Source organism: Nocardioides hungaricus, from assembly GCF_054782915.1.
In genome coordinates this window covers 130,354-149,636 of sequence record NZ_BAAGRO010000020.1, presented here as the reverse complement: position 1 = coordinate 149,636, position 19,283 = coordinate 130,354, and the positions used below count along the sequence as shown (strand labels likewise).

The window sequence follows — 19,283 nt, the reverse complement described above, 5'->3', positions numbered from 1 at the left end:
TGTCAGGGAGTTGTCAGGTCGGAGTCAGGATCCGGGCAGGTCGATCCGGACGGTCGTGCCGGTACCGACGGTGCTCTCGATCCTCGCCGTACCGCCATGCGCCTCGGCGATCTGACGCACGATCGCCAGCCCCAGCCCGCTGCCGCCGGTCGCCCTGCTGCGCGCGCCGTCGGCCCGGCGGAACCGCTCGAAGACATGCGGCAGGTCGGCAGCCGGGATGCCGGCGCCCGTGTCGGCCACCTCGACGGTCCCCGGCCGTCCGCGCAAGGTGATGGTGCCGCCGGCCGGGGTGTGCCGCAGGGCGTTGGCGACCAGGTTGCCCACGGCCTGGCGGACGCGCACCGGGTCGGCGAACAGCACCGCACCGGGCGCGGCGTCGACGCGGACCTCGACCCCGGCCGACCCGGCCGCACCGCGGAAGGAGTCGGCGACCTGGCCGAGGAAGACGTCGACCTCGATCTCGACCGGCTCCAGCCGCAGCTCGCCGGCGTCGCCGAGGGTGAGGTCGTGCAGGTCGTCGACGAGCCGCTGCAGGTGCAGCGTCTCCTCATGCAGGCTGGACAGCAACCGGTCGCCGGGCTCCACGAGGCCGTCCTCGGCGGCCTCCAGCCAGCCGCGCACGTTCGCGATCGGGGTGCGCAGCTCGTGGGAGACGTCGCCGACCATGCGCCGGCGCGCCTCCTCCAACTGCTGGCGGCGCTCGGCCATCTGGTTGAACGCCAGCGCCACCTCGCCGACCTCGTCGCGGTGGCGGTACGGCACCCGGGCGTCGAGATCTCCCGCGCCGGCGCTCCGGGCGGCGACGGCCATCCTCCGCAGGGGCCGGACGACGCTGCCGGCCAGCATCAGGCAGAGCACGAGGGTCACCAGCAGCACCCCGCCCGCCAGGAGCGCGATCCGCACCTGACTGGTGCGCGAGAAGTCCCAGAAGACCTCGGCCGAGCGCTCGTCCCCACTGACGAAGAGCAGCGCCGGGGCGGCCACCTGGCCGGCGTACCAGCTGCGGCGCGCCTGGTCGGCGCACCCGGCGACCGCGCCGGGCCGGCGCTCGTAGGGCACCACCACCCCGAAGGTCCCCGTCAGGCCGGTCGAGGGGGGCAGGCCGGCGCGGGCCAGACAGGCGTCGACCTCGTCACGCAGCGCCTGCCAGCCCCGCGGTTGCTGCTCGGCCGTCAGCTCCTCGGCCGGCGAGCCGTCCGACGCGGTCGCGAGAGGTACGACGCGGGCGTCGACCACTCCCGGCGGCTCGATCGTCGTCCAGCGGCAGTCGGACCCCGGGGCGCACTGCGCCGCGGTGACGGCCGACGGCGCCGGGGTCGGGGCGACTCGGGTGCCCGCCAGCAGCACCGGGTCGACGTCGAGGGCGTCGAGAGTCGCCCGCGCGTCCAGGAGCGAGCGGCGACCGCGGTCGCCCGCGGAGTCGACCAGCACCCGCCCGGCCCGGTCGGTGACCGTCACCTGCCGGCCGGCGTCGCCGGCCAGCCGCTCGACCAGGCCGCGCGCGCCGGACCACCGGCTGTTCGTCGCGGCGTAGCCGACGAGGGCGGCGTAGATCCGGGCGTCGGTGTGCAGCGAGTCCTGCTGCTCCTCGCGCACCGCGACGGTCGTCGCGCGCACGGTCGCCCAGGTGGCGGCGGCGATGGCGACCAGGGCGATCAATGCTCCGACGCCGAAGATCCGCACCAGCAGGCTGCGGCGCCACGGCACCCGGACGTCGGCCACGGGTCACGCCCGGACGGCGAGGGAGTACCCGACGCCGTACACGGTGCGGATCAGCGCGGGCTCGAGCTTCTTGCGCAGGTTCGCCACGTGCACGTCGACGGTACGCCGGGTGACGTGGTCGGCCGGGCCGTGCGGACCGTGCAGCTCACGCAGCAGCTGCTCGCGGCTGAAGACCCTCCCGGGCTCGGCCACCAGGACCTCCAGCAGCGCGAACTCGCCGGGCGTGCACTCGACGACCGCGCCGAGGTAGCGCACCTCGTGGGTGGCCGGCGTGACGACCAGCTCGCCCGCCACCACCGGCGGCCGCGCCGCGCCGCGCGACGCCTGCCGGCCGCGGCGCAGGAGAGAACGGGAGCGGGCCATCAGCTCGCGCGGACTGTACGGCTTGGTGAGGTAGTCGTCGGCGCCGAGGTCCAGTCCGTCGAGGAGGTCGTCCTCGCCGGCGAGCGCCGTCAGCATCAGGATCGGGAGCGTCTCGGTCTCGGGCGCTGCCCGCAGGATGCGGCAGACGTCGCGGCCGTCCAGGCGCGGCATCATCACGTCGAGCACGAGCAGCTCCGGCACTCGCCGGCGGACCTCGTCGACCGCGGCCCGGCCGTCCGAGACCACGGTGACGTCGTGGCCCTCCGCGACGGCGTACCGCCGGATCAGCTCCGCCTGCTTCGGGTCGTCCTCCGCGACCAGGATCCGCGCCACGCCCGCGACCCTACGCGGGCCGTGTCAGGGCCGTGTCAGGGAAGTGTCAGGCGAGCGCCTCGGCGAGAACATGTTCCACTTCGCCCGCCGGCGTCCTACAGTCCCAGGCATGGCCAGCAACCAGTTCTCCCACGCCGAGCTCGAGACCGCCTTCCGGGACTACCAGGACGAGGTCGAGCGGATCGCCGGCTCCGGCGACTGGGCCCGCTTCGCCGACCTGTTCACCGAGGACGCGACGTACCGCGAGCACGCCTACGGCACCTTCGCCGGCCGCGAGCAGATCCGGGACTGGATCGTGCGCACGATGACGGCGTTCCCCGGGAGCGCGATGCCGCACTTCCCGATCGAGTGGCACGTCGTGGACGAGGAGCGCGGCCGGATCGTCTGCGAGGTCTGGAACGACCTGCCCGACCCCGGCGACGGCGAGCGGCACGGCGCCGGCAACATCACGATCCTCACCTACGCCGGCGACGGGCTGTGGTCGCGCGAGGAGGACGTCTACAACCCGGCGACGTTCCTGCGCGCGACCCAGCGGTGGTACCGGGTCGCGCAGGAGCACGGCCGCACGACGCCCGAGGCCGACGCGTGGATGGGTATGTTCGGAGGCTGACAACCCGCGCACCTCCTCCGGAGTTCTTGTGAGTGTGACCAGACGGAGCCTCCGATGATCCCGGCAGCCGACAAGCGCCCGTTCGAGGCGTTCGTCGCGGAGTCCTCGGACCGGCTGCTGCGCACGGCGTACCTGCTGTGCGGCGACCGCGGCCATGCCGAGGACCTCGTGCAGACCGCGCTCCTGCGCACCGCCCGCCGGTGGCGTACGGCGCGGCAGCAGCCGGAGGGGTACGCCCGCCGGGTGCTGGTGAACCTCGCCAAGGACCGGTGGCGCACGCTCGCCCGCCGGCCCGCGGAGACCGCGTTCGACACCGACGTCGAGGCACCCACGGACGATGCGGTCCTGGACCGGGACCTGCTGCTGCGGGCCACCCGTGGGCTGCCGCCGGGCCAGCGGGCCGTGCTCGTGCTGCGCTACTTCGACGATCTCAGCGTCGAGGACACCGCGGCCGCGCTCGGCTGCTCGGCCGGCACCGTCAAGTCACAGACCTCGCGTGCGCTGGGGCGACTCCGCGCCGCACTCACCTCACAGAAGGAGACCGCCGATGCTGACCGACGATGACCTGACCACCGAGCTCCGCGCCGCGTTCCGCGACACCACCACCGACCTGCGGTACGCCGGACGCGTGCCGACACCGCGCAACCGGCTCGCCGTCGGCGTACCCCTCGCGGCGACCGCGGTCGCCGCCGCGACCCTGGCCGTCGTCTGGGCCGGCTCGGCCGAGGCACCAGCCCCGGCGCCCGAGGCGACGCCGACGCAGGGCCCCGTGGCGCCACGCATGGTGACCGACACGATCCGGGTCGCCGGCTACTCCTTCACCTACCGCTACGCCGCCGGGGAGCAGCCCGTCAACGACCTCTACGCGATGCTCGGCGACGTCTCGCTGCCGGCGGACGCGAAGCCGATCGACGCGCCCGAGGGCGTGAAGGCCTGGGCCGGCACGGACGACGGGTCCGGCGACCGCGGCGTCTGGGTGCGCCCGTCGACCGCCATCGGCGGCGCGATGTACGCGGTCCTCTCGCCGACGTGGACCGACGAGCAGCTCGCCAGCCTGCTCGAGGGCGAGCCGAGCGGGGCGCCGGCCGTCGAGCGCTGAGCTCGACGGCTACTGCAGGCCCCGGATCGCCCGGGCGGGACGACGCCGGCCGGCGATCGCATTGGCCATGTCGATGGTCTGCCGGGTCTCGACGACCTCGTGCACCCGGAACACCCGGGCGCCCGCGTACGCCGAGATGGCGGTCGTCGCGAGCGTGCCGATCAGCCGCTCCCCGACCGGGCGGTCCAGGGTCTCGCCGACGAAGTCCTTGTTGGACAGGGAGACGAGCACCGGGTACCCGGTGGCGACCATCTCGCCGAGCCGGCGGGTCAGCTCGAGGGAGTGGAAGGTGTTCTTGTTGAAGTCGTGCGCGGGGTCGATGAGCACCGACTCCGGGTTCACGCCGGCGGCGATCGCGCGCTCGGCGTACCCGACGGTGTCGGCGATGGCGGCGGCGACCACGTCGTCGTACTCGACCCGGTAGGGGCGGGTGCGCGGCACCGCGCCGCCCGTGTGGGTGCAGACGATCGCGGCGCCGCCCTCGGCCGCGGCGTCGGCGAGCTCGGGGTCGGCGCCGCCCCACGCGTCGTTGAGGACGTCGGCGCCGGCGGCGCAGACCGCGCGGCCGACCTCGGCGCGCCAGGTGTCGACCGAGATCACGACGTCCGGGAAGCCCACGCGCACCCGCGCCACGAGGTCGACCACTCGCGCCCTCTCCTCGGCGGCGGCGATCTCGACCCCCGGCGCCGCCTTGATGCCGCCGATGTCGACGATGTCGGCGCCCTGCGCGACGACGGTCGCGACCCGCTCGAACGCCTTGTCCTCCTGCCAGGTCGCGCCCCGGTCGTAGAACGAGTCGGGGGTGCGGTTGACGATCGCCATGACCAGCGCGTCGGTGTCCGCGAAGGAGTGCCGGCCGAGCGTGAGCGTCACCCGGCCAACACTAGGGTGTGCGGCGTGAGCGACTGGCTGCACACCCACACCCACCACTGGACGGACTGGTCGCTCGACGATCTGCTGGACCGCAAGGGCGAGGCCCGGATCAGCCTGGTCGTCCCGGCCCGCAACGAGGCCGCGACCGTCGGCGACGTCGTCGCGCGCGTGCGTACCGCGCTGATGGAGACCGCCAGCCTGCTCGACGAGATCGTGGTCATCGACTCCGACTCCACCGACGCGACGTACGACGTCGCGAGCGAGGCCGGCGCGACCGTCCACCGCGCGGCCGACATCCGCCCCGACCTCGGCCCGCGCGCCGGCAAGGGCGAGGCGATGTGGAAGTCGCTGTTCGTGACCCGCGGCGACCTGGTCGCGTTCATGGACGCCGACCTGCTCGACTGGGACACCCACTTCGCGCCCGGCCTGCTCGGGCCGCTGCTCTCCTCGCCGGACGTCCAGCTGGTGAAGGGCTTCTACCAGCGGCCGTTCGTCTCGGACGGCGGGTCCGCGCCGTTCGAGGGCGGCCGCGTCACCGAGCTGGTCGCCCGGCCGCTGATCGCGCTGCTCTTCCCCGAGCTCCGCGACCTGGTGCAGCCGCTCGCCGGCGAGTGGGCGGTACGCCGCTCGCTGTTCGAGTCCCTGTCCGTGCCGACCGGGTACGCCGTCGAGCTCGCCGCCCTCGTCGACACCCTCGCCCGGCACGGCCTGGGCGCGATCGCGCAGGTCGACCTCGGCACCCGCGCCCACCGCCACCAGGCGCTGCGCGACCTCGGCGGCATGTCCGCCCAGATCATCGCCGCCGCGCTGGCCCGCGCCGGCGCCGGGGCGAGCGCCGAAGGTCTCGACCTGCGCCAGTTCGCCGGCACCGGCGATCGCCTCGAGGTGCTGGACCGACGCATCGCGACCGAGGAGCGGCCGCCCATGCGCGACGTCAGCTGACGGCCATCCGCTGCGTCGGCGCATGATCAGTGCTCCGGGGCCACCCTCTGGCACGAGGAGATCTCCGAGCCCGTCGCACCGTTCCTCGTCTGGCACGACGAGGGGGACCTGCTCCACCAGGGAGCGCTGGTCGATCCACCGGCGGCGCCAGACGCGGCCCAGCCTGCCCACGCTCCGGCGCCTCGCCACCGCACGACCTCAGACGACGCCGGCATCCACCCGCATCGATCAGCACTTCCCCAGGTCGACGACACCGGGCACGGCCTCGGCTACACGAATGCCTCGGCAGCCCACTCCAGAACGATCTCAGGGTCGATCCGCACGTCGAGGAGCAGTGACCGTTCGCGCCGGCCGCCGAGCCATGTGGTGAGAGACGCCAGGTCACCGATCTCGGCGACGACGGTTGCCTCCAACCCGTGGCCGGCGGCCACCTCGTGGAAGTCGACGACAGGGAACTGAGCGAGGTCGACCCTCGCCTCGGTGTCGCGGAAGTGGTGCACCTCGGCCCCTGCGGCCGCGTCGTTGTAGACCACGACGACCACGGGGACCGGTGACCGGGCGATGGTGTCGAGTTCGCCTGCTGCCATGAGCGCGCCACAGTCGCCCAGGCTGATCACCGTCAGCTGCTCGGGTCTTGCCTGTGCGACTCCGATCCCGGCGGCGATGCCCAGGCCGATCGACTGGAATCCCGCGCAGGTGAAGACGAAGGACCGCCCGTCCGGCGCGGGCTGCATGAACAGCGTCCCGTATCCGACGTTGTCGCCGCCGTCCAGCACCAGTGTCTTCTTCGACGGCAGAAGGCGTTCGAGCTCCTTGGCGACCGTCCGCGGATCCAGCGACCCGGGGCGGGAGACGTCCTCGTAGGGTCGTTCGTCCCACCGAGCCCCGCGTAGCGCCTCGCTGTCCAGGTCGCTCCATGGAGCCGCGGTCGTCGTGGCGGCTGGCATCAGGGCCACCACCTCGCCGAGGATCTGCGCGACGTCACCCCGGCAGGGGATGTACTCCCGGGCGAAGGCGGGGTCCGGCTCGGTGGTCGAGATGTGGACGACCGAGGCACGGGAGGAGAGCAGCGACCCGTCCCGGGTCGTCCACGGGCTCAGGCTGGCACCGACGGCGATCACGAGATCGGCGGTCCGCACCGTCTCCGCGGCCTCAGGGTGAGAGAAGCCCCCGACAATCCCCAGATCCTGCGCGTAGCCACGCGTCGCTCCGTGGGCGAGCACGGTGGTGCCCGCGGGAGCGCCCAGCCGGATGGCGAGCGACCTCGCCGCGTCGACACCGCCGGGCGACAGCACCGCACCACGACCGACGAGGACAACGGGGCGGGTCGCGCGGCCGATCGCGTCCACGACCGCGCGAACGGCACCGGCCGAGGGTCGCTGGGGGTCCGGGCGCCAGCTGGCGAGCTCGCCAGCATCTCGTCGCTCCTCGACGGCGGCGAGGCTCAGGTCGGCGACCGGGACGTTGATCACCAACGGTCGCGTCCGCGCGCGGGCGCGGTGCAGCGCGGCATGGAGCTGCTCCACGACGGGCGTCTCCGCATCGACGCGCACCCTGAGGACGTCGGCGCCGCAGTCGATCGCCAGCCGCTCCTGGTCGACGTAGAAGTTCCGTCGTGAGGCGTCGCGGGCCGTAGCCGCAGCGAGGAGCACAGCTGGCAGCCGACGCTTCGCGCACTCCACGAGGCCGGTCAACGCGTTCGTCATGCCGGGGCCCTGGTGGACGGCGCAGACGGCACTGCGACCGCTGACCTCGGTGTACGCGGCCGCCATCATCATCGCCGCGTTCTCGTGTCGGGCATGGAGGAACGAGGCACCGGCATCCACCGCGTGGGACACGATCTGGAGGTTGCCGCTGCCGAGCACCCCGAACATCTGGTCCACGCCCGCGTCGACGAGCCCCTCGCCGACCACCCGCGCGAGCACGCGCCCAGTGCCCCTACCGCCTCGTGGCTGCGCGCTATCGACACTCATCGGGCCTCCCGCCGGTAGGTCGCTGAGCGGAGGCCGCTCCCCCCTGGAGCCAGCAGCTCGTGCTCACGGGATGGCTTCTTCTCCGGGGAGCCGCCGGAAGCGCCTTCGGATCGCCTCTGCGGCCCGCTGGGCGCGCTCCTCGCCGATGGTGGTGTCGTCGCCGTGTCCGGTGTGGACGACCGTGTCGCCGGGAAGGGCGAAGAGCCGGGCCCGGATGGACTCCTTGATCAGGTCGGCATCGGAGTAGGAGCGGCCCGTGGCACCCGGCCCGCCCCGGAACAGCGTGTCGCCGGTGAACACACAGCCCAGCTCGGGCGCGTACAGGCAGACCGCACCGGGCGCATGCCCGGGCGTGTGCAGCACCTCCAGCGCCGTACCCCCGACCTCGATGCGTACGCCGTCGGCGAGATCGAGGTCCCAGAGGTGGTCGGTGTGGGTGAGCTCCCAGAGCGGCTTGTCGGCCGGGTGCAGCATGATCGGGGCGCGCACCCGCTCCCGCAACTGCGGCGCGACCCGGACATGGTCGTCGTGCGCGTGGGTGCACACGATCGCCGTGACCGTACGGTCCCCCACGACCGCAAGGATCCCCTCCACCTCATGAGGCGCGTCGATCACCACGCACTCGGCCTCATCGCCGACCACCCACACGTTGTTGTCGACCTCGAAGGTCGCCCCGTCCAGGCTGAACGTGCCGCTGGTGACGCCATGGTCGACCCGAGCCATCAGAGGATCACCACGCTGCGGAGTACGTCGCCATGATGCATCCGCTCGAACGCCGCCTCGACATCCCCGATCCCGATCTCCTCGGTCACGAACCCATCCAGGTCCAGCCGCCCCTGCCGGTACAGGTCCACCAGCAGCGGGAAGTCCCGAGACGGCAGACAGTCGCCATACCAGCTGGACTTCAACGACCCGCCCCGACCGAACACGTCGATCAACGGCAGATCCGGCACCCTCATCTCCGGGGTCGGTACGCCGACCAGCACCACCGTGCCCGCCAGATCCCGCGCATAGAACGCCTGCCGCCACGTCTCGGGCCGACCCACCGCATCGATGACCACGTCCGCCCCGAACCCGCCGGTCAACTCCTGGATCGCCGCGACGACCCCCATGTCACCGTCGACCTTCGAGGAGTCCACGGTGTGCGTGGCGCCCATCCGCCGCGCGGCCACGAGCTTCTTCGCGTCGATGTCCACCGCGATGACCGGCGACGCGCCCGCCAATACCGACCCCGCGATCGCCGCGACGCCCACCCCACCGCAGCCGATCACGGCCACCGACTTCCCGCGCGTGACCGCGCCGGTGTTGATCGCCGCACCGATCCCGGCCATCACCCCACACCCCAACAACCCCACCGCGGCCGGCCGCGCGGACGGGTCGACCCGCGTGCACTGCCCCGCCGCGACCAGCGTCTTCTCCGCGAACGCCCCGATCCCCAGCGCCGGCGACAACTCCACCCCAGCATCGGGACCCTCAGCGAGCGTCATCTTCTGGGTGGCGTTGTGGGTCGCGAAGCAGTACCACGGCTCACCCCGCCCACACGCCCGGCAGTCGCCGCACACCGCCCGCCAGTTCAACACCACGAAGTCACCCGGCGCCACCGTCGTCACGTCCGGCCCGACCGCCTCGACCACGCCCGCGGCCTCGTGACCGAGCAGGAACGGGAAGTCGTCGTTGATCCCACCCTCCCGATAGTGCAGGTCGGTGTGGCAGACCCCGCACGCCTGCACCCTCACCAGCGCCTCCCCCGGACCCGGGTCCGGCACGTTGATCGTCGTCAGCTCCACCGGCCGACCCTTCGACCGAGCGATGACCGCCTGGACCTGCTGCATGACTTCCACTCCGATACCGTGATGGGGAACGCGGCTCCGGCGGGGTCGAGACCAACCCCGAGCCGCGTGCTTGCGAGATGTAGATCGATGGCGAGCTGGCCCCGCGCTTCTCGCCGAGGGATCATGCTCCTACCTATGCTGGCCCGCCGTCAGCTGTTCCGGAACGCCTGGGCCTCGGGTTGCTCACGCAGGTGCTCGACCAAGCCGGTCATGAGACGTGACAGCTCATGTGCGGCGCCGGCGGGCAGCTGGTCGAAGAAGTGCTCACGAAGAGTTCGTTGAAGCAGCCGCTTCGCGCCCACGACCAGCTCGCTGCCTGCGCTCGTCAGTGCTACGACCTGGAGCCGCCCGTCGGTCGCATCACCGGACTTCACCAGCAGGCCGTCTGCTACGAGACGGTTCACCTGATGGGTCAGCCTGCTGCGCGAGAACCACACTTCGTGCCGGAGGGATCGCATCGGCAACTGGCATCCTTCGACATCCAGCAGACGACGCAGCACCCCGTAGTCGGCGTGCGAGATGCCGAACGCCTCCTTGAGCCTGCGATCGAGGATGCTTCCGAGCAGCTGGCTGCCCTCTGAGAAGGCACGCCACGCCAGTCGCTCCTCGGGCGTCACCGGGGTCGCCGGCGTACTGGGATCTGCCGATGGCGGCGTCATGGCGCCAAGAGTGTCATGACGCCCGGCGGAGCCGAGCACGGCAACTCCACCGGGTGTCGTGCCTGCCGCGGTGGTCATGGCACGTCGGTGTCGATCCAGTCCCGCTCGCGCGGCGTGGTGTCTGCACGGGTGCCGCGCCGGTCGAGGGGGAAGGAGGTCGCACGGTGCTCCGCGTCGGTCGCTGCCGCGTGGGCGTATCCCCCGTCGCAGTAGAGGACGGAGCCGTGCACCCAGTCGGACTCGGGGCTCGCGAGGAAGACCACGGGCCCGACGATGTCCTCGTCCTCGCCCAGCCGCTTGAACGGGAGGCGGAGCAGCCGCTCGTCGCGTGCCTCGTCAGTGTAGGGCGTCGACTCCATGGCGCCACGGGCCAGCGCGACCACCCGTACGCCGTACTCGCCCAGGGCGTGCGCGACCGCGTAGGTCAGGGAGTTCACTCCGCCGCGGACCGTCCCCCAACCCACTGCTCCCCCCGAGCCCAGGTCGGCGACGATGGAGGTGAAGTTGATGATCTTGCCGTAGCCCTTGAGGGCCATCTCCTCTCCGATGTACTGACAGGTCAGGAAGTAGCTCTTGAGCCCGCGCGCGACCGACAGATCCCACTCGTCCTCGCGGAGGTCGAGGAAGATCCCGTGTCCGGCCTCCATCCCGGTGTTCACCAAGATGTCGACCTGGTCGTAGCGGTCCATCACCGCCCCGGTCATCTCCGCGGCCCCCGCACCGACCGTCAGGTCGTGCACTCCCCAGGCGACCTCGACGCCCTTCGACTGCAGGTCGGTGGCCGTCTTCTCGAGGCGGTCGGCTCGCTCCTCCCAGTCCTGCAGGTACAACTTGGCGCCCTCGATGCCGTGCGCCTCGGCGGAGGTCCGTCCGAAGTTTCCCCCGGCCTGGGTGATGACCGAGACCTTTCCGTCCAGTCGCTTCAACTTCACACCGCCAGTTTCGTAGTCGTCGCGGCCCGGCCGGCCAGCACCGCGCCGGCGTCGGGGACCACGGGTTCGAGATCCAAGGAGTCGAGGATGTTGCGCACGGTGCACGTCGCGGCCGTGACGACCGGCAGCCCCAGAGCGAGCTCGACGAGCGGGACGGCCGGCAGTGACGGCATCTGCACACAGGCGGAGAGCACGACGGCGTCGACGCCCGTGGTGTCGAGTCGCTGGACGTCCTCGACGAGGAGCATCGGGTCTCGCCGGCCCACTTCCAGGTTGTCGGGGATCTCCAGCGACACGGAGTCGACGACGGTGAATCCCTCCGCCTCCAGGTATTCGACCACCAGCGCGGTGAGCGGCTTCAGGTACGGCGTGAGGATGCTGATCCGCTTGGCCCCCAACTGCCCCAGTCCGTGGACGAGCGCGCCTGCCGAGGTCACGACCGAGGCATCTCCCGAGGCCTCGTCCACGGCCGCCTGCAGTACGCCCTCGACCGCCCGATGGTGGCCGGGCCCCTGAGCCATGATCGCCACCAGGCATGCGGTGGAGAGGACGTCGACGGCTGCGTCGGCGAGCTCCGCCGCACACCGACCGGTCTCGGCGTTCATGGCGCGCAGTTCGTTCGGCGTGACCTGCTTCATCCGCATGCGCGCGGAGTGGAAGGTGAACCTCTCCGGGCGGATCGCCTCGCGGCGGCGCATCATCTCCGGGACCTCGGCCTCCATCGTGGTGTTGGAGCTGGGCACGATCTGCCCGATCCGGTAGGGCCTCACGATGCGTCGCCGGGCTCGGGGGAGTCTTCTCCTTGGCGGTCGATCACGCCGTGCTCCAACAAGACCTCGCCGTGGAGGGGCCTGCCGTCCTTGATCCGCATCTTCTCGCGGGCCTTCGCCGGATCCAGGGGGGCGAGCCGCTTCAGTGGCTTCTTGCTGTAGACGGTCAGCATGATGTTGGGCCCGTGGCCCACGTTGCGGTGCGCCACGCCTCGCGGGATGACCGCCATGTCGCCCTCCTCGAGGGTGACATCGCCCGACTCACACGCGATGGTCCGGCTGCCGCGGTACTGGAAGACCCATTCGTCGGCCCCGAGGTTCCGGTGCCAACCGCCCTGCTCCACCGGACAGTTGGTGACCTCGATGATCAACTCGTCGTTGGCGAATGCGGCGAGCGGCAGGAACCCGTTGACCATGTCGACGCCGGTCTCGACGTCCTCGGCGAGGATGTCGTCGACGCTCACCTTCCGCATCACACGGGAGCCCTGCACGACGTCGCCTCGCATATGGTCCTCGTCCCGCTTCGTGGTCCAGCGGCGCTCGGAGCCGTCGCCCCATTCGTTGACCGAGGGTCCCCAGTACGTCACGAACTCGTCTACCTGCTCACCCATCATCGCTCCTTTTTTTAATCGCTGAATGTTCAGCAATTGGTCTCTTTATAGTAGGCTGGCCTGGAATTGCAAACCAGCTGAGGTGTGATCTCGGCCTCTGCGCCCACGGTGGCGGTCCGGGATCGACAACCCGTTGGTGACGCGCGTCCATCGACGCCTGGACCCAGGAGTAGTCGTGTCGTATCCCTCTGCCTCTCTTGCCTTCGACCTCAAGCTCCAGGCGGCGCTGACGGTGGAGGAGATCTCCGCGTCGTACGTGACCGCGGTCAAGGACGTGATCTTCGCCCGAGGACGTGGTCTCTACCGCCTGGACCCCCAGACCAACCACTTCGTCGACCAGGTCGCCGACGTCCCCAATCCGCTGCTCGACGAGTACGCCGCCATCGGCGTCGAGGACGACCCCGTGCTCCGCGCGGCAGTCCACGGCGGCCGTCCGGTCACCAGCTCCGATGCCGGCCTGGCTTCGGCCTGGCCGGCATCGCGAGCGCGACGGGTGCTGGAGCACTTCGGCTATGCCCACTCGCTCAAGGCGCCGTTGGTCGTCGGCGACGTCGTCTGGGGAAGCATTCACTTCACCCGATACGACGACGACCCGCCCTTCGACGACCACGATCGACACACCGCCGCGCACGTCGTCGGCCATCTGGGCGCTGCCTTGACCCGGGCTCTGCGACACGAGCAGGTCCACCGGCGAGCCGGCGCGCTCGAGACGGCGTTGGACTGCGTCACCCAACCCGTCGTGATCACGGATAGGTTCGGCAACCACGTACTCCACAACGCGGCTGCAGGAGCAGCTACCCGAGATGGTCGACGTGTCCTGGAGGTGGTCAGCCCGACCATTCACCAAAGCGTCGAACTGATCAACAGCGGTAGCCGGCGGGTGGTCACTGCGCAGACCACCGAGGCCGGGGCCGAGCCCTTGTCCGTCCGCTCGGTCGCGTTGACCCGGTACGGCGGGGCCGTTTCGCTGGTCTACTCCCGCCACACCACGCCAACCTCCGAGCTTCCCGAACTCGGTATCCTGTCCAAGCGAGAGCAGGAGATCGCGCTGCTTGTCAGTCAAGGTCTCTCCACCAAGGAGATCGCGGCCCGCGCGTTCATCACCGAGAACACCGTCAAGCAGCACCTGAAGCGGATCTTCAGCAAACTCAACGTGTGCAGCCGCGCCGAGATGGTCCACGCACTGTGGGCAGCAGCGCGGCCCGAGTCGACGCGCCCGATGCCTGCCGACCACGAGCGAGTCGGCGGGTAGCTGGCCCCTGGCAGCACCCCTGTGCTCATTGCTCTGCGAGACCCTCGACGAAGGCGTCGACGCGCTGCGGGGTCGCCACGATCCGCCACATCTCCCGTGGGTCGGCGAACGCGGCGGCCACCGCATCGGCCACCGCCTGGTTCTGTGCGCTGGCACGCTGAAGCGTTCGCAGGTGCTCAGGAAACTCCAGGTACAGGTTGGTCACCAAGGTGGCGCTGAGCACCATGTGCTCGCGCAGAGCGGCCACTCGCTGGCAGAAGATCTGGTCATACACCGTCTCCTCCACGATGGCCTGTCCGGTGACGAAGGCGCTGTAGGAGGCCGCGTTGGCCCCTTGACCCATCAGCGGGTCCACCGCCGCATGGCAGTCGCCGACCGCCAGTGCGTACCGGCCGGAGTCGAGCAGCACGTAGTCGTTGCGCACGACCGGCGTGACTCCACCTTGGAGGATGTCGTCGGCGGAGAGGATCCCGAAGTCGTTGGGCCGGACACGCTCCGACACCTTGGGATAGTGCTCCTCCAACGCAGACACCACGAGCTTGTCGAACGCTCCGGGATCCTCGGCGTACCGCTGCTGCGAGAGTCGGGCCAGTTCCGCGTCCGGCACGTTCTCGAACAGCAGGCAGGTCAGCTTGCCGTGTGCGGTCAGCATCGGGATCTCGATGAGCTCGCCCACGCCCCGCGAGGCACTGATGCTGACTCCCTCGACCGTGGGCCGGTCGATGCCATCGACGATCGCCGCAAGACACAGCCGCTGCGGGGCCGAGAACGGCGAGTACTCCGGGCGTCGCCCGAACATCTCTGCGACCGGGCCACGCCCGGTCGCGACCACCATCAGGTCGTGCCCCGTAGAGACCCTCTCCAGGCCATGCCGATCGAGCCGTTCGACTCGAACCTGACCGCCGCGATCGGTGAACTCACGCTCGAGGTGGGGCAGGTAGAGCCGATAGTCCACTGCTACCGAGGCTTCGTCGAAGTTCCCGCGATAGTCGATCCCGGGGTTGCCACGCACCGAGTGGTAGCGAGTCCACCAGCCGCACTCGGCCAGCGGCCACGCTGCGACACCGAGTTCACGCTCCCGCAGGCGCGTCGAATAGTGGTGCATGACGGTGTTGAGCAGACGCCCCGTGGCCACCTGCTCCGGTGTGCGGTCGGTGTACAACGTCACCGACATCCCGTCCCGCTGCAGCATCAGCGCCAGATGGAGACCCGCGACACCCGTTCCGACTATGCCGATCGAGCTCCTGCTGCCACCCATGGAATGCACTCCGTTCTCCTGAGACGAAACTGTCAACTGCTCCGGTCCGTCCCCGGGACCGGCGACCAGGCCCTCGCCGACAGCACAACCGCGGCTGCCGACCCGCACCGCCCGGCGCAGCCGCCTGCCAAGGACGTTAGGACGCGCACCGGGGAAGACTTGTCACCCAACCGGGTTCATTCATCGCCGCCGTCCCGGAGGGCCGATTTGACCCATAGGAGGGACGGTCGTCTCCACCCGGTTCTGCCTAGGGTGGATCGGGCCACCTGGACCGTGATCTGGATGGCGAGGAGGGTGCGGGAGATGCATGTCGGGATCGTGGGGGCCGGGATCGCCGGCCTGCATCTCGGCATCTCCCTGCGCCGCCATGGTGTCGACGTGACGATCTATACCGACCGCTCCTCGGAGGAGTTGACCCAGGGCCGCCTGCTCAACACGGTGATGCACCATCACCTCACCCTCGACCGGGAACGCCGGTTGGGCATCGACCATTGGAGCCCGAGAGAAGACGGCTGGCACCATCGTCACCAATACCTCGCGGACGCGCCCCCGGTCCGCTACTCGTCGAGCCAGCCCGGGCACAGCCTCGCGATCGACTACCGCCTGTACCTGCCCACCCTCATGAAGGACTTCGAGGAGTCGGGCGGCCGACTCGTGCTTCGGGCTGTTCACGTCGAGGAGGCCGACCGCCTGGCGCGCGAGGGCCACGATCTGCTGGTGGTGGCTACGGGGCGCGGCGGAATGTCCCTGCTGTTCCCGGTTCGCCGCGACGCTCCCCCCGTCGGGGTGAAGCGGCGGGTCTGCGCGGTTCTCGTGGAAGGTGTGCTGCGACCGCCCACCGAGGGGGTCACGCTCAGCTTCGTCCCGCACGTGGGCGAGCTGATCGAGATCCCGATGGTGACCGCCGAGGGGAGCGTCACCGCGCTGCTGTTCGAGTCGCTGCCGGACAGCGCGCAGGCCGCTGCGCTGGCGGCGCCTCACGGAGCGGATCTCGCCGCCCTGAACGACGCCGTCCTCCGGGTCGTGCGCAGTCACTATCCGCAGACCGCAGAGCGTGTGGACGCCACATCGTTCGGGGTGCGCAGCCCCCGCGACGTCTTCGCCGGTGCCGTTGCACCTGCCCTACGACACGGCTCCACCTATCTGCCCAGCGGCCGGCTGGCGGTCGCGCTCGGGGACGCCCACGTGCTCGTCGACCCGGTCATGGGGCAGGGCGCCAACATCGCGGCGTACAGCGCGGAGAAGGTGAGTGAGGCGATCGTGACGGACCTGGACTTCGACCAGCAGTTCCTCGAGCGCCTCGAGGCAGACAGGGATCCGCTGCTCCGGGCGGCCTACGAGTGGACCAATCTCCAGCTCGACAGCCCCCCTCACCTCAAGCTCGTCCACCGCGCCGCGGCCGAGAACCCGGCTCTCGCCGCCGACTTCGTCGGCCGCTACGCCAACCCCTTGAGGATGTGGCAGGTCGTGGGGTCCAGGGCACGCACCGTGAACTACCTTCGCGAGCACGGCGAAGGGCCGGGGACGATGACCGAGGAGAAGTCATGACGAAGGCGCCGCACCCCCCGGACCGCCAGCCAGAACGCGCGCCGCTCGACCCACGGCTGTTCCGTCAAGCCATGGGACGCTTCGCCACCGGCATCACGATCATCACGACGGTCACCGACGACGGCCAGGTCCACGGCATGACCGCCAATGGCTTCATGTCGGTCTCGCTCTCGCCTCCGCTGGTACTGATCTCGCTCGGGAAGTGCCGGATGGCGACCCTGCTGCGGCAGACCGGGCGGTACGGCGTCAGCATGCTCGCGGCCCAGCAGCGCGACTACTCGCGGCATTTCGCGGGCCAGGCCCAGCTGACCGTGCAGCCCCGGTTCGACTGGCACGACGACGTCGCCTTTCTCGGCGGCGCGGTCGCCCACGTCGGGGCTGACGTCACCGATATCCACGAGGCGGGAGACCATACGCTCTTCATCGGCGAGGTCACGCACCTGGCCATGTCCGAGGGCAGGCCGCTCATCTTCCACGGGGGAGACTACGAGTCGCTGATCGGCAAGGACGATCAGGAGGTGTTCTTCGTCTGAGCACGTGACCGGCACTGCCGGGGCCACCGCTGGGCGCTCTCGGGTCGGTCGGCCGGTCTGGAGTCAGGGGCCCGTCAACGGCCCTCGGCCAGATGGGCCAGCGTCGGGCTCGTCGAGGCCAGCCGGGCGGCGCGCGGCGTGTTGCGACTGAGCAGGGTCCGTACCTCGCCGGCGGTGACGACGGCGCTGATGCCAGGAAGGTCGCCGATGCTCAGCGCGCCGAGCGCATCGCTCGCCGTCGACCCCCACGGAGCGTCCATGACGACGAGGTCGGCGTCCGAGCCGACCCGCAGGTAGCCGGCGGGCAGAGACCAGATGCGCGCGTTGTTGCCGCTGGCAGCGGCCCAGATCGTCGCGGGGTCGATCCCGCTGAACGACGACAGCTCGGCGACGGTCTTGATCATGCCCAGCGGCATCACGCCGGTGCCCGTCGGCGTATCCGAGCCGATCACGATCCGATCGAGCCGGTCCTCCTCGAACGCCTTGGTCAGGATGCGGATCGATGACCGCAGATTGCCGGCCTGCACGAGCTGGAGGGCCATCTCCGTCTCCTCGATGATCCGGTCGACCCCGGCGGTGTCGAGGGAGGTCGGACCGCCGTTGACATGGCCGCAGACGTCCGGAGCGAGCTCGAGCAGGTGCTCGGGAGTGATGGGCTTGCTCCCCGGGATGCTGGCTCCCCCCGAATGGCACATCACGGTGATGCCGTGCTGCTGCGCCCACCTCACCTGCTCCACCCCGTCCGCGGGGTCCTCGTAGAGGCCGAACCCGAACTTGGCGAGCCGGATGCCGGCCTCCTGCAGGTCGCGGAAGTCGTCCTCGTCGAGCGTGGGCTCCAGGACGACGCTGCCGGCGTGCACGCGCATCCCGCCGGGCCGGAAGTTGTCGAAGCACTCCTTTGCCGCGATGGCCAGTGCTTTCACTCCCAGTGCGGAGTGGGGACGGCCCTGGGCGTGGATCTCGCCGGGCGATACGACCCTGGTGATGCCGCCGTGGACGTAGCTGGCAAGGAAGTCGACCGCCTTCTGACGAGGCGTGTAGTCGCCGAGAACCACATGACAGTGGGAGTCGATCAGCCCGGGTGCGACGGTGGTCCCCCGGGCGTCGACCACGACGTCGGCGGCGTCGATGCCGGCGCTCAACTCGGCACTCGAGCCCAGCGCGGTGATCCTGCCATCCTCAGCAAGGACGGTGTCGACGCCCGCGAGGACCGGGGCGACGATGTCACCGGACAGGACGAGCCCCGCCCCCACGACCGCCAGCCGAGTCAACGGAGGTCTCCGTCATGGACCTCGGTGAGGGTCAGACCACCGACACGGGCGTTGACGCGGCCGCGGTTGGTCACGGCGGCGATGACGACCAACTCGTCCGGCAGCGGCGCCTCGGGGACTCTGACCTCCATCGCGTCGTAGTGGCTGCGGACCCAGACCTCGTCCTTGTACGCGAACGGCACGTCGATGACGGCGCCGGGACCGGCCAGCTTGGTCGCGGAGGTGATCCAGGCGGCACCACCGCCGATGGCGTCGCGGAAGGCGTTGCCGAACGTCGAGGTCAGCGCGGCATTGATGTGCTCCTGCTCGCCCGCGATGCCGACGAGACCGGCCTTCCCGTAGCTCTCCACCGGGGCGCCGAGAAGGCGGGCAGCCTCGGTGCCGGCCAGGGTGCCGATCGCCGCGGACGCCTCGACGATCGGTGAGAGGTCCTCGACATATCCGCGGCCGGCGTACGGGTTGCTGACCACCGCGCACACGGCGACCTTGCGCAGCGGCGGGCCGTCGTCGCGGACGCCGGCCACCAACCTGGTCTCGTCGATCTGGGAGAAGATCTTCCGAACTGACAGCAGCTCACCGGTCACGGGCTTCCTCCTGGTGCTAGCGCAGTAGTGGCGGCAGCCCGTCGCGAGCCGGCCATGGTGGTGCGGCCCCACACTAGGTCTCACCCCGGCGCCGGGCCGTCCCCCGGTGGGGTCAAAT

The 19,283-nt window shown here is 70.7% G+C and carries 20 protein-coding genes; 7 read left to right on the top strand and 13 right to left on the bottom strand.

Annotated features, from left to right (window positions below):
* Positions 1-24: 24 nt before the first annotated feature.
* Together ACYVKX_RS09760 and ACYVKX_RS09755 are read right to left on the bottom strand one after the other, a co-directional pair.
* Positions 25-1,722 carry a sensor histidine kinase gene (locus ACYVKX_RS09760; protein ID WP_460831375.1) on the bottom strand — a complete coding sequence of 566 codons (1,698 nt, stop codon included), beginning with the start codon at positions 1,720-1,722 and terminating at the stop codon, positions 25-27.
* A gap of 3 nt (positions 1,723-1,725) precedes the next feature.
* A complete protein-coding gene (locus tag ACYVKX_RS09755) occupies positions 1,726-2,418 on the bottom strand; it encodes a response regulator transcription factor (protein WP_460831372.1) in 693 nt (230 codons plus the stop codon).
* A gap of 109 nt (positions 2,419-2,527) precedes the next feature.
* Between ACYVKX_RS09755 and ACYVKX_RS09750 the strand changes: the two genes are divergently transcribed.
* The 3 genes from ACYVKX_RS09750 to ACYVKX_RS09740 are packed head-to-tail and all read left to right on the top strand — an operon-like array spanning position 2,528 to position 4,127.
* Complete coding sequence (locus tag ACYVKX_RS09750; RefSeq protein WP_460831370.1) at positions 2,528-3,028, top strand: nuclear transport factor 2 family protein; 501 nt, start codon at positions 2,528-2,530, stop codon at positions 3,026-3,028.
* 54 nt (positions 3,029-3,082) lie between these two features.
* The gene (locus ACYVKX_RS09745; protein ID WP_460831367.1) at positions 3,083-3,592 is read left to right on the top strand and encodes a SigE family RNA polymerase sigma factor; all 510 of its coding nucleotides are present in this window, start codon (positions 3,083-3,085) and stop codon (positions 3,590-3,592) included.
* Positions 3,576-4,127, top strand: coding sequence for a hypothetical protein (locus tag ACYVKX_RS09740; RefSeq protein ID WP_460831365.1), 552 nt, complete (start codon positions 3,576-3,578; stop codon positions 4,125-4,127). The genes ACYVKX_RS09745 and ACYVKX_RS09740 overlap by 17 nt, the downstream gene beginning before the upstream one ends.
* A gap of 9 nt (positions 4,128-4,136) precedes the next feature.
* Here the strand turns inward: ACYVKX_RS09740 and folP are convergent, their stop codons facing one another.
* The gene (folP, locus tag ACYVKX_RS09735) at positions 4,137-5,000 is read right to left on the bottom strand and encodes a dihydropteroate synthase (RefSeq protein WP_460831363.1); all 864 of its coding nucleotides are present in this window, start codon (positions 4,998-5,000) and stop codon (positions 4,137-4,139) included.
* 24 nt (positions 5,001-5,024) lie between these two features.
* Between folP and ACYVKX_RS09730 the strand changes: the two genes are divergently transcribed.
* Complete coding sequence (locus ACYVKX_RS09730) at positions 5,025-5,942, top strand: glucosyl-3-phosphoglycerate synthase (RefSeq protein ID WP_460831359.1); 918 nt, start codon at positions 5,025-5,027, stop codon at positions 5,940-5,942.
* Positions 5,943-6,211: 269 nt separating this feature from the next.
* Here the strand turns inward: ACYVKX_RS09730 and ACYVKX_RS09725 are convergent, their stop codons facing one another.
* From ACYVKX_RS09725 to ACYVKX_RS09695, 7 genes are all read right to left on the bottom strand, one after another.
* On the bottom strand, positions 6,212-7,867 hold the full coding sequence (locus ACYVKX_RS09725) for a thiamine pyrophosphate-binding protein (RefSeq protein ID WP_460831357.1): 1,656 nt from the start codon (positions 7,865-7,867) through the stop codon (positions 6,212-6,214).
* A 111-nt stretch (positions 7,868-7,978) separates the two neighbouring features.
* A complete protein-coding gene (locus ACYVKX_RS09720; RefSeq protein WP_460831353.1) occupies positions 7,979-8,638 on the bottom strand; it encodes an MBL fold metallo-hydrolase in 660 nt (219 codons plus the stop codon).
* Positions 8,638-9,747, bottom strand: coding sequence for an S-(hydroxymethyl)mycothiol dehydrogenase (locus tag ACYVKX_RS09715; protein ID WP_460831646.1), 1,110 nt, complete (start codon positions 9,745-9,747; stop codon positions 8,638-8,640). Before ACYVKX_RS09715 ends, ACYVKX_RS09720 begins: the two co-directional genes overlap by 1 nt.
* A 149-nt stretch (positions 9,748-9,896) precedes the next feature.
* Positions 9,897-10,484, bottom strand: coding sequence for a MarR family winged helix-turn-helix transcriptional regulator (locus ACYVKX_RS09710; RefSeq protein ID WP_460831350.1), 588 nt, complete (start codon positions 10,482-10,484; stop codon positions 9,897-9,899).
* On the bottom strand, positions 10,481-11,338 hold the full coding sequence (locus ACYVKX_RS09705; RefSeq protein WP_460831346.1) for an SDR family NAD(P)-dependent oxidoreductase: 858 nt from the start codon (positions 11,336-11,338) through the stop codon (positions 10,481-10,483). Before ACYVKX_RS09705 ends, ACYVKX_RS09710 begins: the two co-directional genes overlap by 4 nt.
* Complete coding sequence (locus ACYVKX_RS09700; protein ID WP_460831342.1) at positions 11,335-12,108, bottom strand: maleate cis-trans isomerase family protein; 774 nt, start codon at positions 12,106-12,108, stop codon at positions 11,335-11,337. The genes ACYVKX_RS09705 and ACYVKX_RS09700 overlap by 4 nt, the downstream gene beginning before the upstream one ends.
* Positions 12,105-12,719, bottom strand: coding sequence for a cupin domain-containing protein (locus ACYVKX_RS09695; protein ID WP_460831339.1), 615 nt, complete (start codon positions 12,717-12,719; stop codon positions 12,105-12,107). The genes ACYVKX_RS09700 and ACYVKX_RS09695 overlap by 4 nt, the downstream gene beginning before the upstream one ends.
* A 175-nt stretch (positions 12,720-12,894) precedes the next feature.
* On the opposite strand from ACYVKX_RS09695, the gene ACYVKX_RS09690 reads away from it, so the two are divergent.
* Positions 12,895-13,971, top strand: a complete 1,077-nt coding sequence (locus ACYVKX_RS09690) for a helix-turn-helix transcriptional regulator (protein WP_460831337.1) — start codon at positions 12,895-12,897, stop codon at positions 13,969-13,971.
* A 25-nt stretch (positions 13,972-13,996) separates the two neighbouring features.
* Here ACYVKX_RS09690 and ACYVKX_RS09685 read toward each other — a convergent pair whose 3' ends face one another.
* On the bottom strand, positions 13,997-15,163 hold the full coding sequence (locus tag ACYVKX_RS09685) for a styrene monooxygenase/indole monooxygenase family protein (protein WP_460831335.1): 1,167 nt from the start codon (positions 15,161-15,163) through the stop codon (positions 13,997-13,999).
* A 9-nt stretch (positions 15,164-15,172) separates the two neighbouring features.
* Here ACYVKX_RS09685 and ACYVKX_RS09680 point away from each other — a divergent pair, with 9 nt between their 5' ends.
* Positions 15,173-16,777, top strand: a complete 1,605-nt coding sequence (locus ACYVKX_RS09680) for a styrene monooxygenase/indole monooxygenase family protein (protein ID WP_460831331.1) — start codon at positions 15,173-15,175, stop codon at positions 16,775-16,777.
* Positions 16,774-17,310, top strand: a complete 537-nt coding sequence (locus ACYVKX_RS09675; protein WP_460831328.1) for a flavin reductase family protein — start codon at positions 16,774-16,776, stop codon at positions 17,308-17,310. Before ACYVKX_RS09680 ends, ACYVKX_RS09675 begins: the two co-directional genes overlap by 4 nt.
* A gap of 74 nt (positions 17,311-17,384) precedes the next feature.
* Here the strand turns inward: ACYVKX_RS09675 and ACYVKX_RS09670 are convergent, their stop codons facing one another.
* Both ACYVKX_RS09670 and ACYVKX_RS09665 read right to left on the bottom strand, forming a co-directional pair.
* The gene (locus tag ACYVKX_RS09670) at positions 17,385-18,581 is read right to left on the bottom strand and encodes an amidohydrolase family protein (RefSeq protein WP_460831325.1); all 1,197 of its coding nucleotides are present in this window, start codon (positions 18,579-18,581) and stop codon (positions 17,385-17,387) included.
* Positions 18,578-19,165 carry an amino acid synthesis family protein gene (locus ACYVKX_RS09665; RefSeq protein ID WP_460831323.1) on the bottom strand — a complete coding sequence of 196 codons (588 nt, stop codon included), beginning with the start codon at positions 19,163-19,165 and terminating at the stop codon, positions 18,578-18,580. Before ACYVKX_RS09665 ends, ACYVKX_RS09670 begins: the two co-directional genes overlap by 4 nt.
* Positions 19,166-19,283 lie beyond the last annotated feature (118 nt).

Bases quoted from the DNA above. Each gene is read 5' to 3' on its own strand.
- ACYVKX_RS09720 (WP_460831353.1), bottom strand. From the start codon at position 8,638: ATGGCTCGGGTCGACCATGGCGTCACCAGCGGCACGTTCAGCCTGGAC.
- ACYVKX_RS09680 (WP_460831331.1), top strand. From the start codon at position 15,173: ATGGAGACCCGCGACACCCGTTCCGACTATGCCGATCGAGCTCCTGCT.
- ACYVKX_RS09740 (WP_460831365.1), top strand. From the start codon at position 3,576: ATGCTGACCGACGATGACCTGACCACCGAGCTCCGCGCCGCGTTCCGC.
- ACYVKX_RS09695 (WP_460831339.1), bottom strand. From the start codon at position 12,719: ATGGGTGAGCAGGTAGACGAGTTCGTGACGTACTGGGGACCCTCGGTC.
- ACYVKX_RS09715 (WP_460831646.1), bottom strand. From the start codon at position 9,747: ATGCAGCAGGTCCAGGCGGTCATCGCTCGGTCGAAGGGTCGGCCGGTG.
- ACYVKX_RS09675 (WP_460831328.1), top strand. From the start codon at position 16,774: ATGACGAAGGCGCCGCACCCCCCGGACCGCCAGCCAGAACGCGCGCCG.
- ACYVKX_RS09710 (WP_460831350.1), bottom strand. From the start codon at position 10,484: ATGACCACCGCGGCAGGCACGACACCCGGTGGAGTTGCCGTGCTCGGC.
- ACYVKX_RS09750 (WP_460831370.1), top strand. From the start codon at position 2,528: ATGGCCAGCAACCAGTTCTCCCACGCCGAGCTCGAGACCGCCTTCCGG.
- ACYVKX_RS09685 (WP_460831335.1), bottom strand. From the start codon at position 15,163: ATGCTGCAGCGGGACGGGATGTCGGTGACGTTGTACACCGACCGCACA.
- ACYVKX_RS09745 (WP_460831367.1), top strand. From the start codon at position 3,083: ATGATCCCGGCAGCCGACAAGCGCCCGTTCGAGGCGTTCGTCGCGGAG.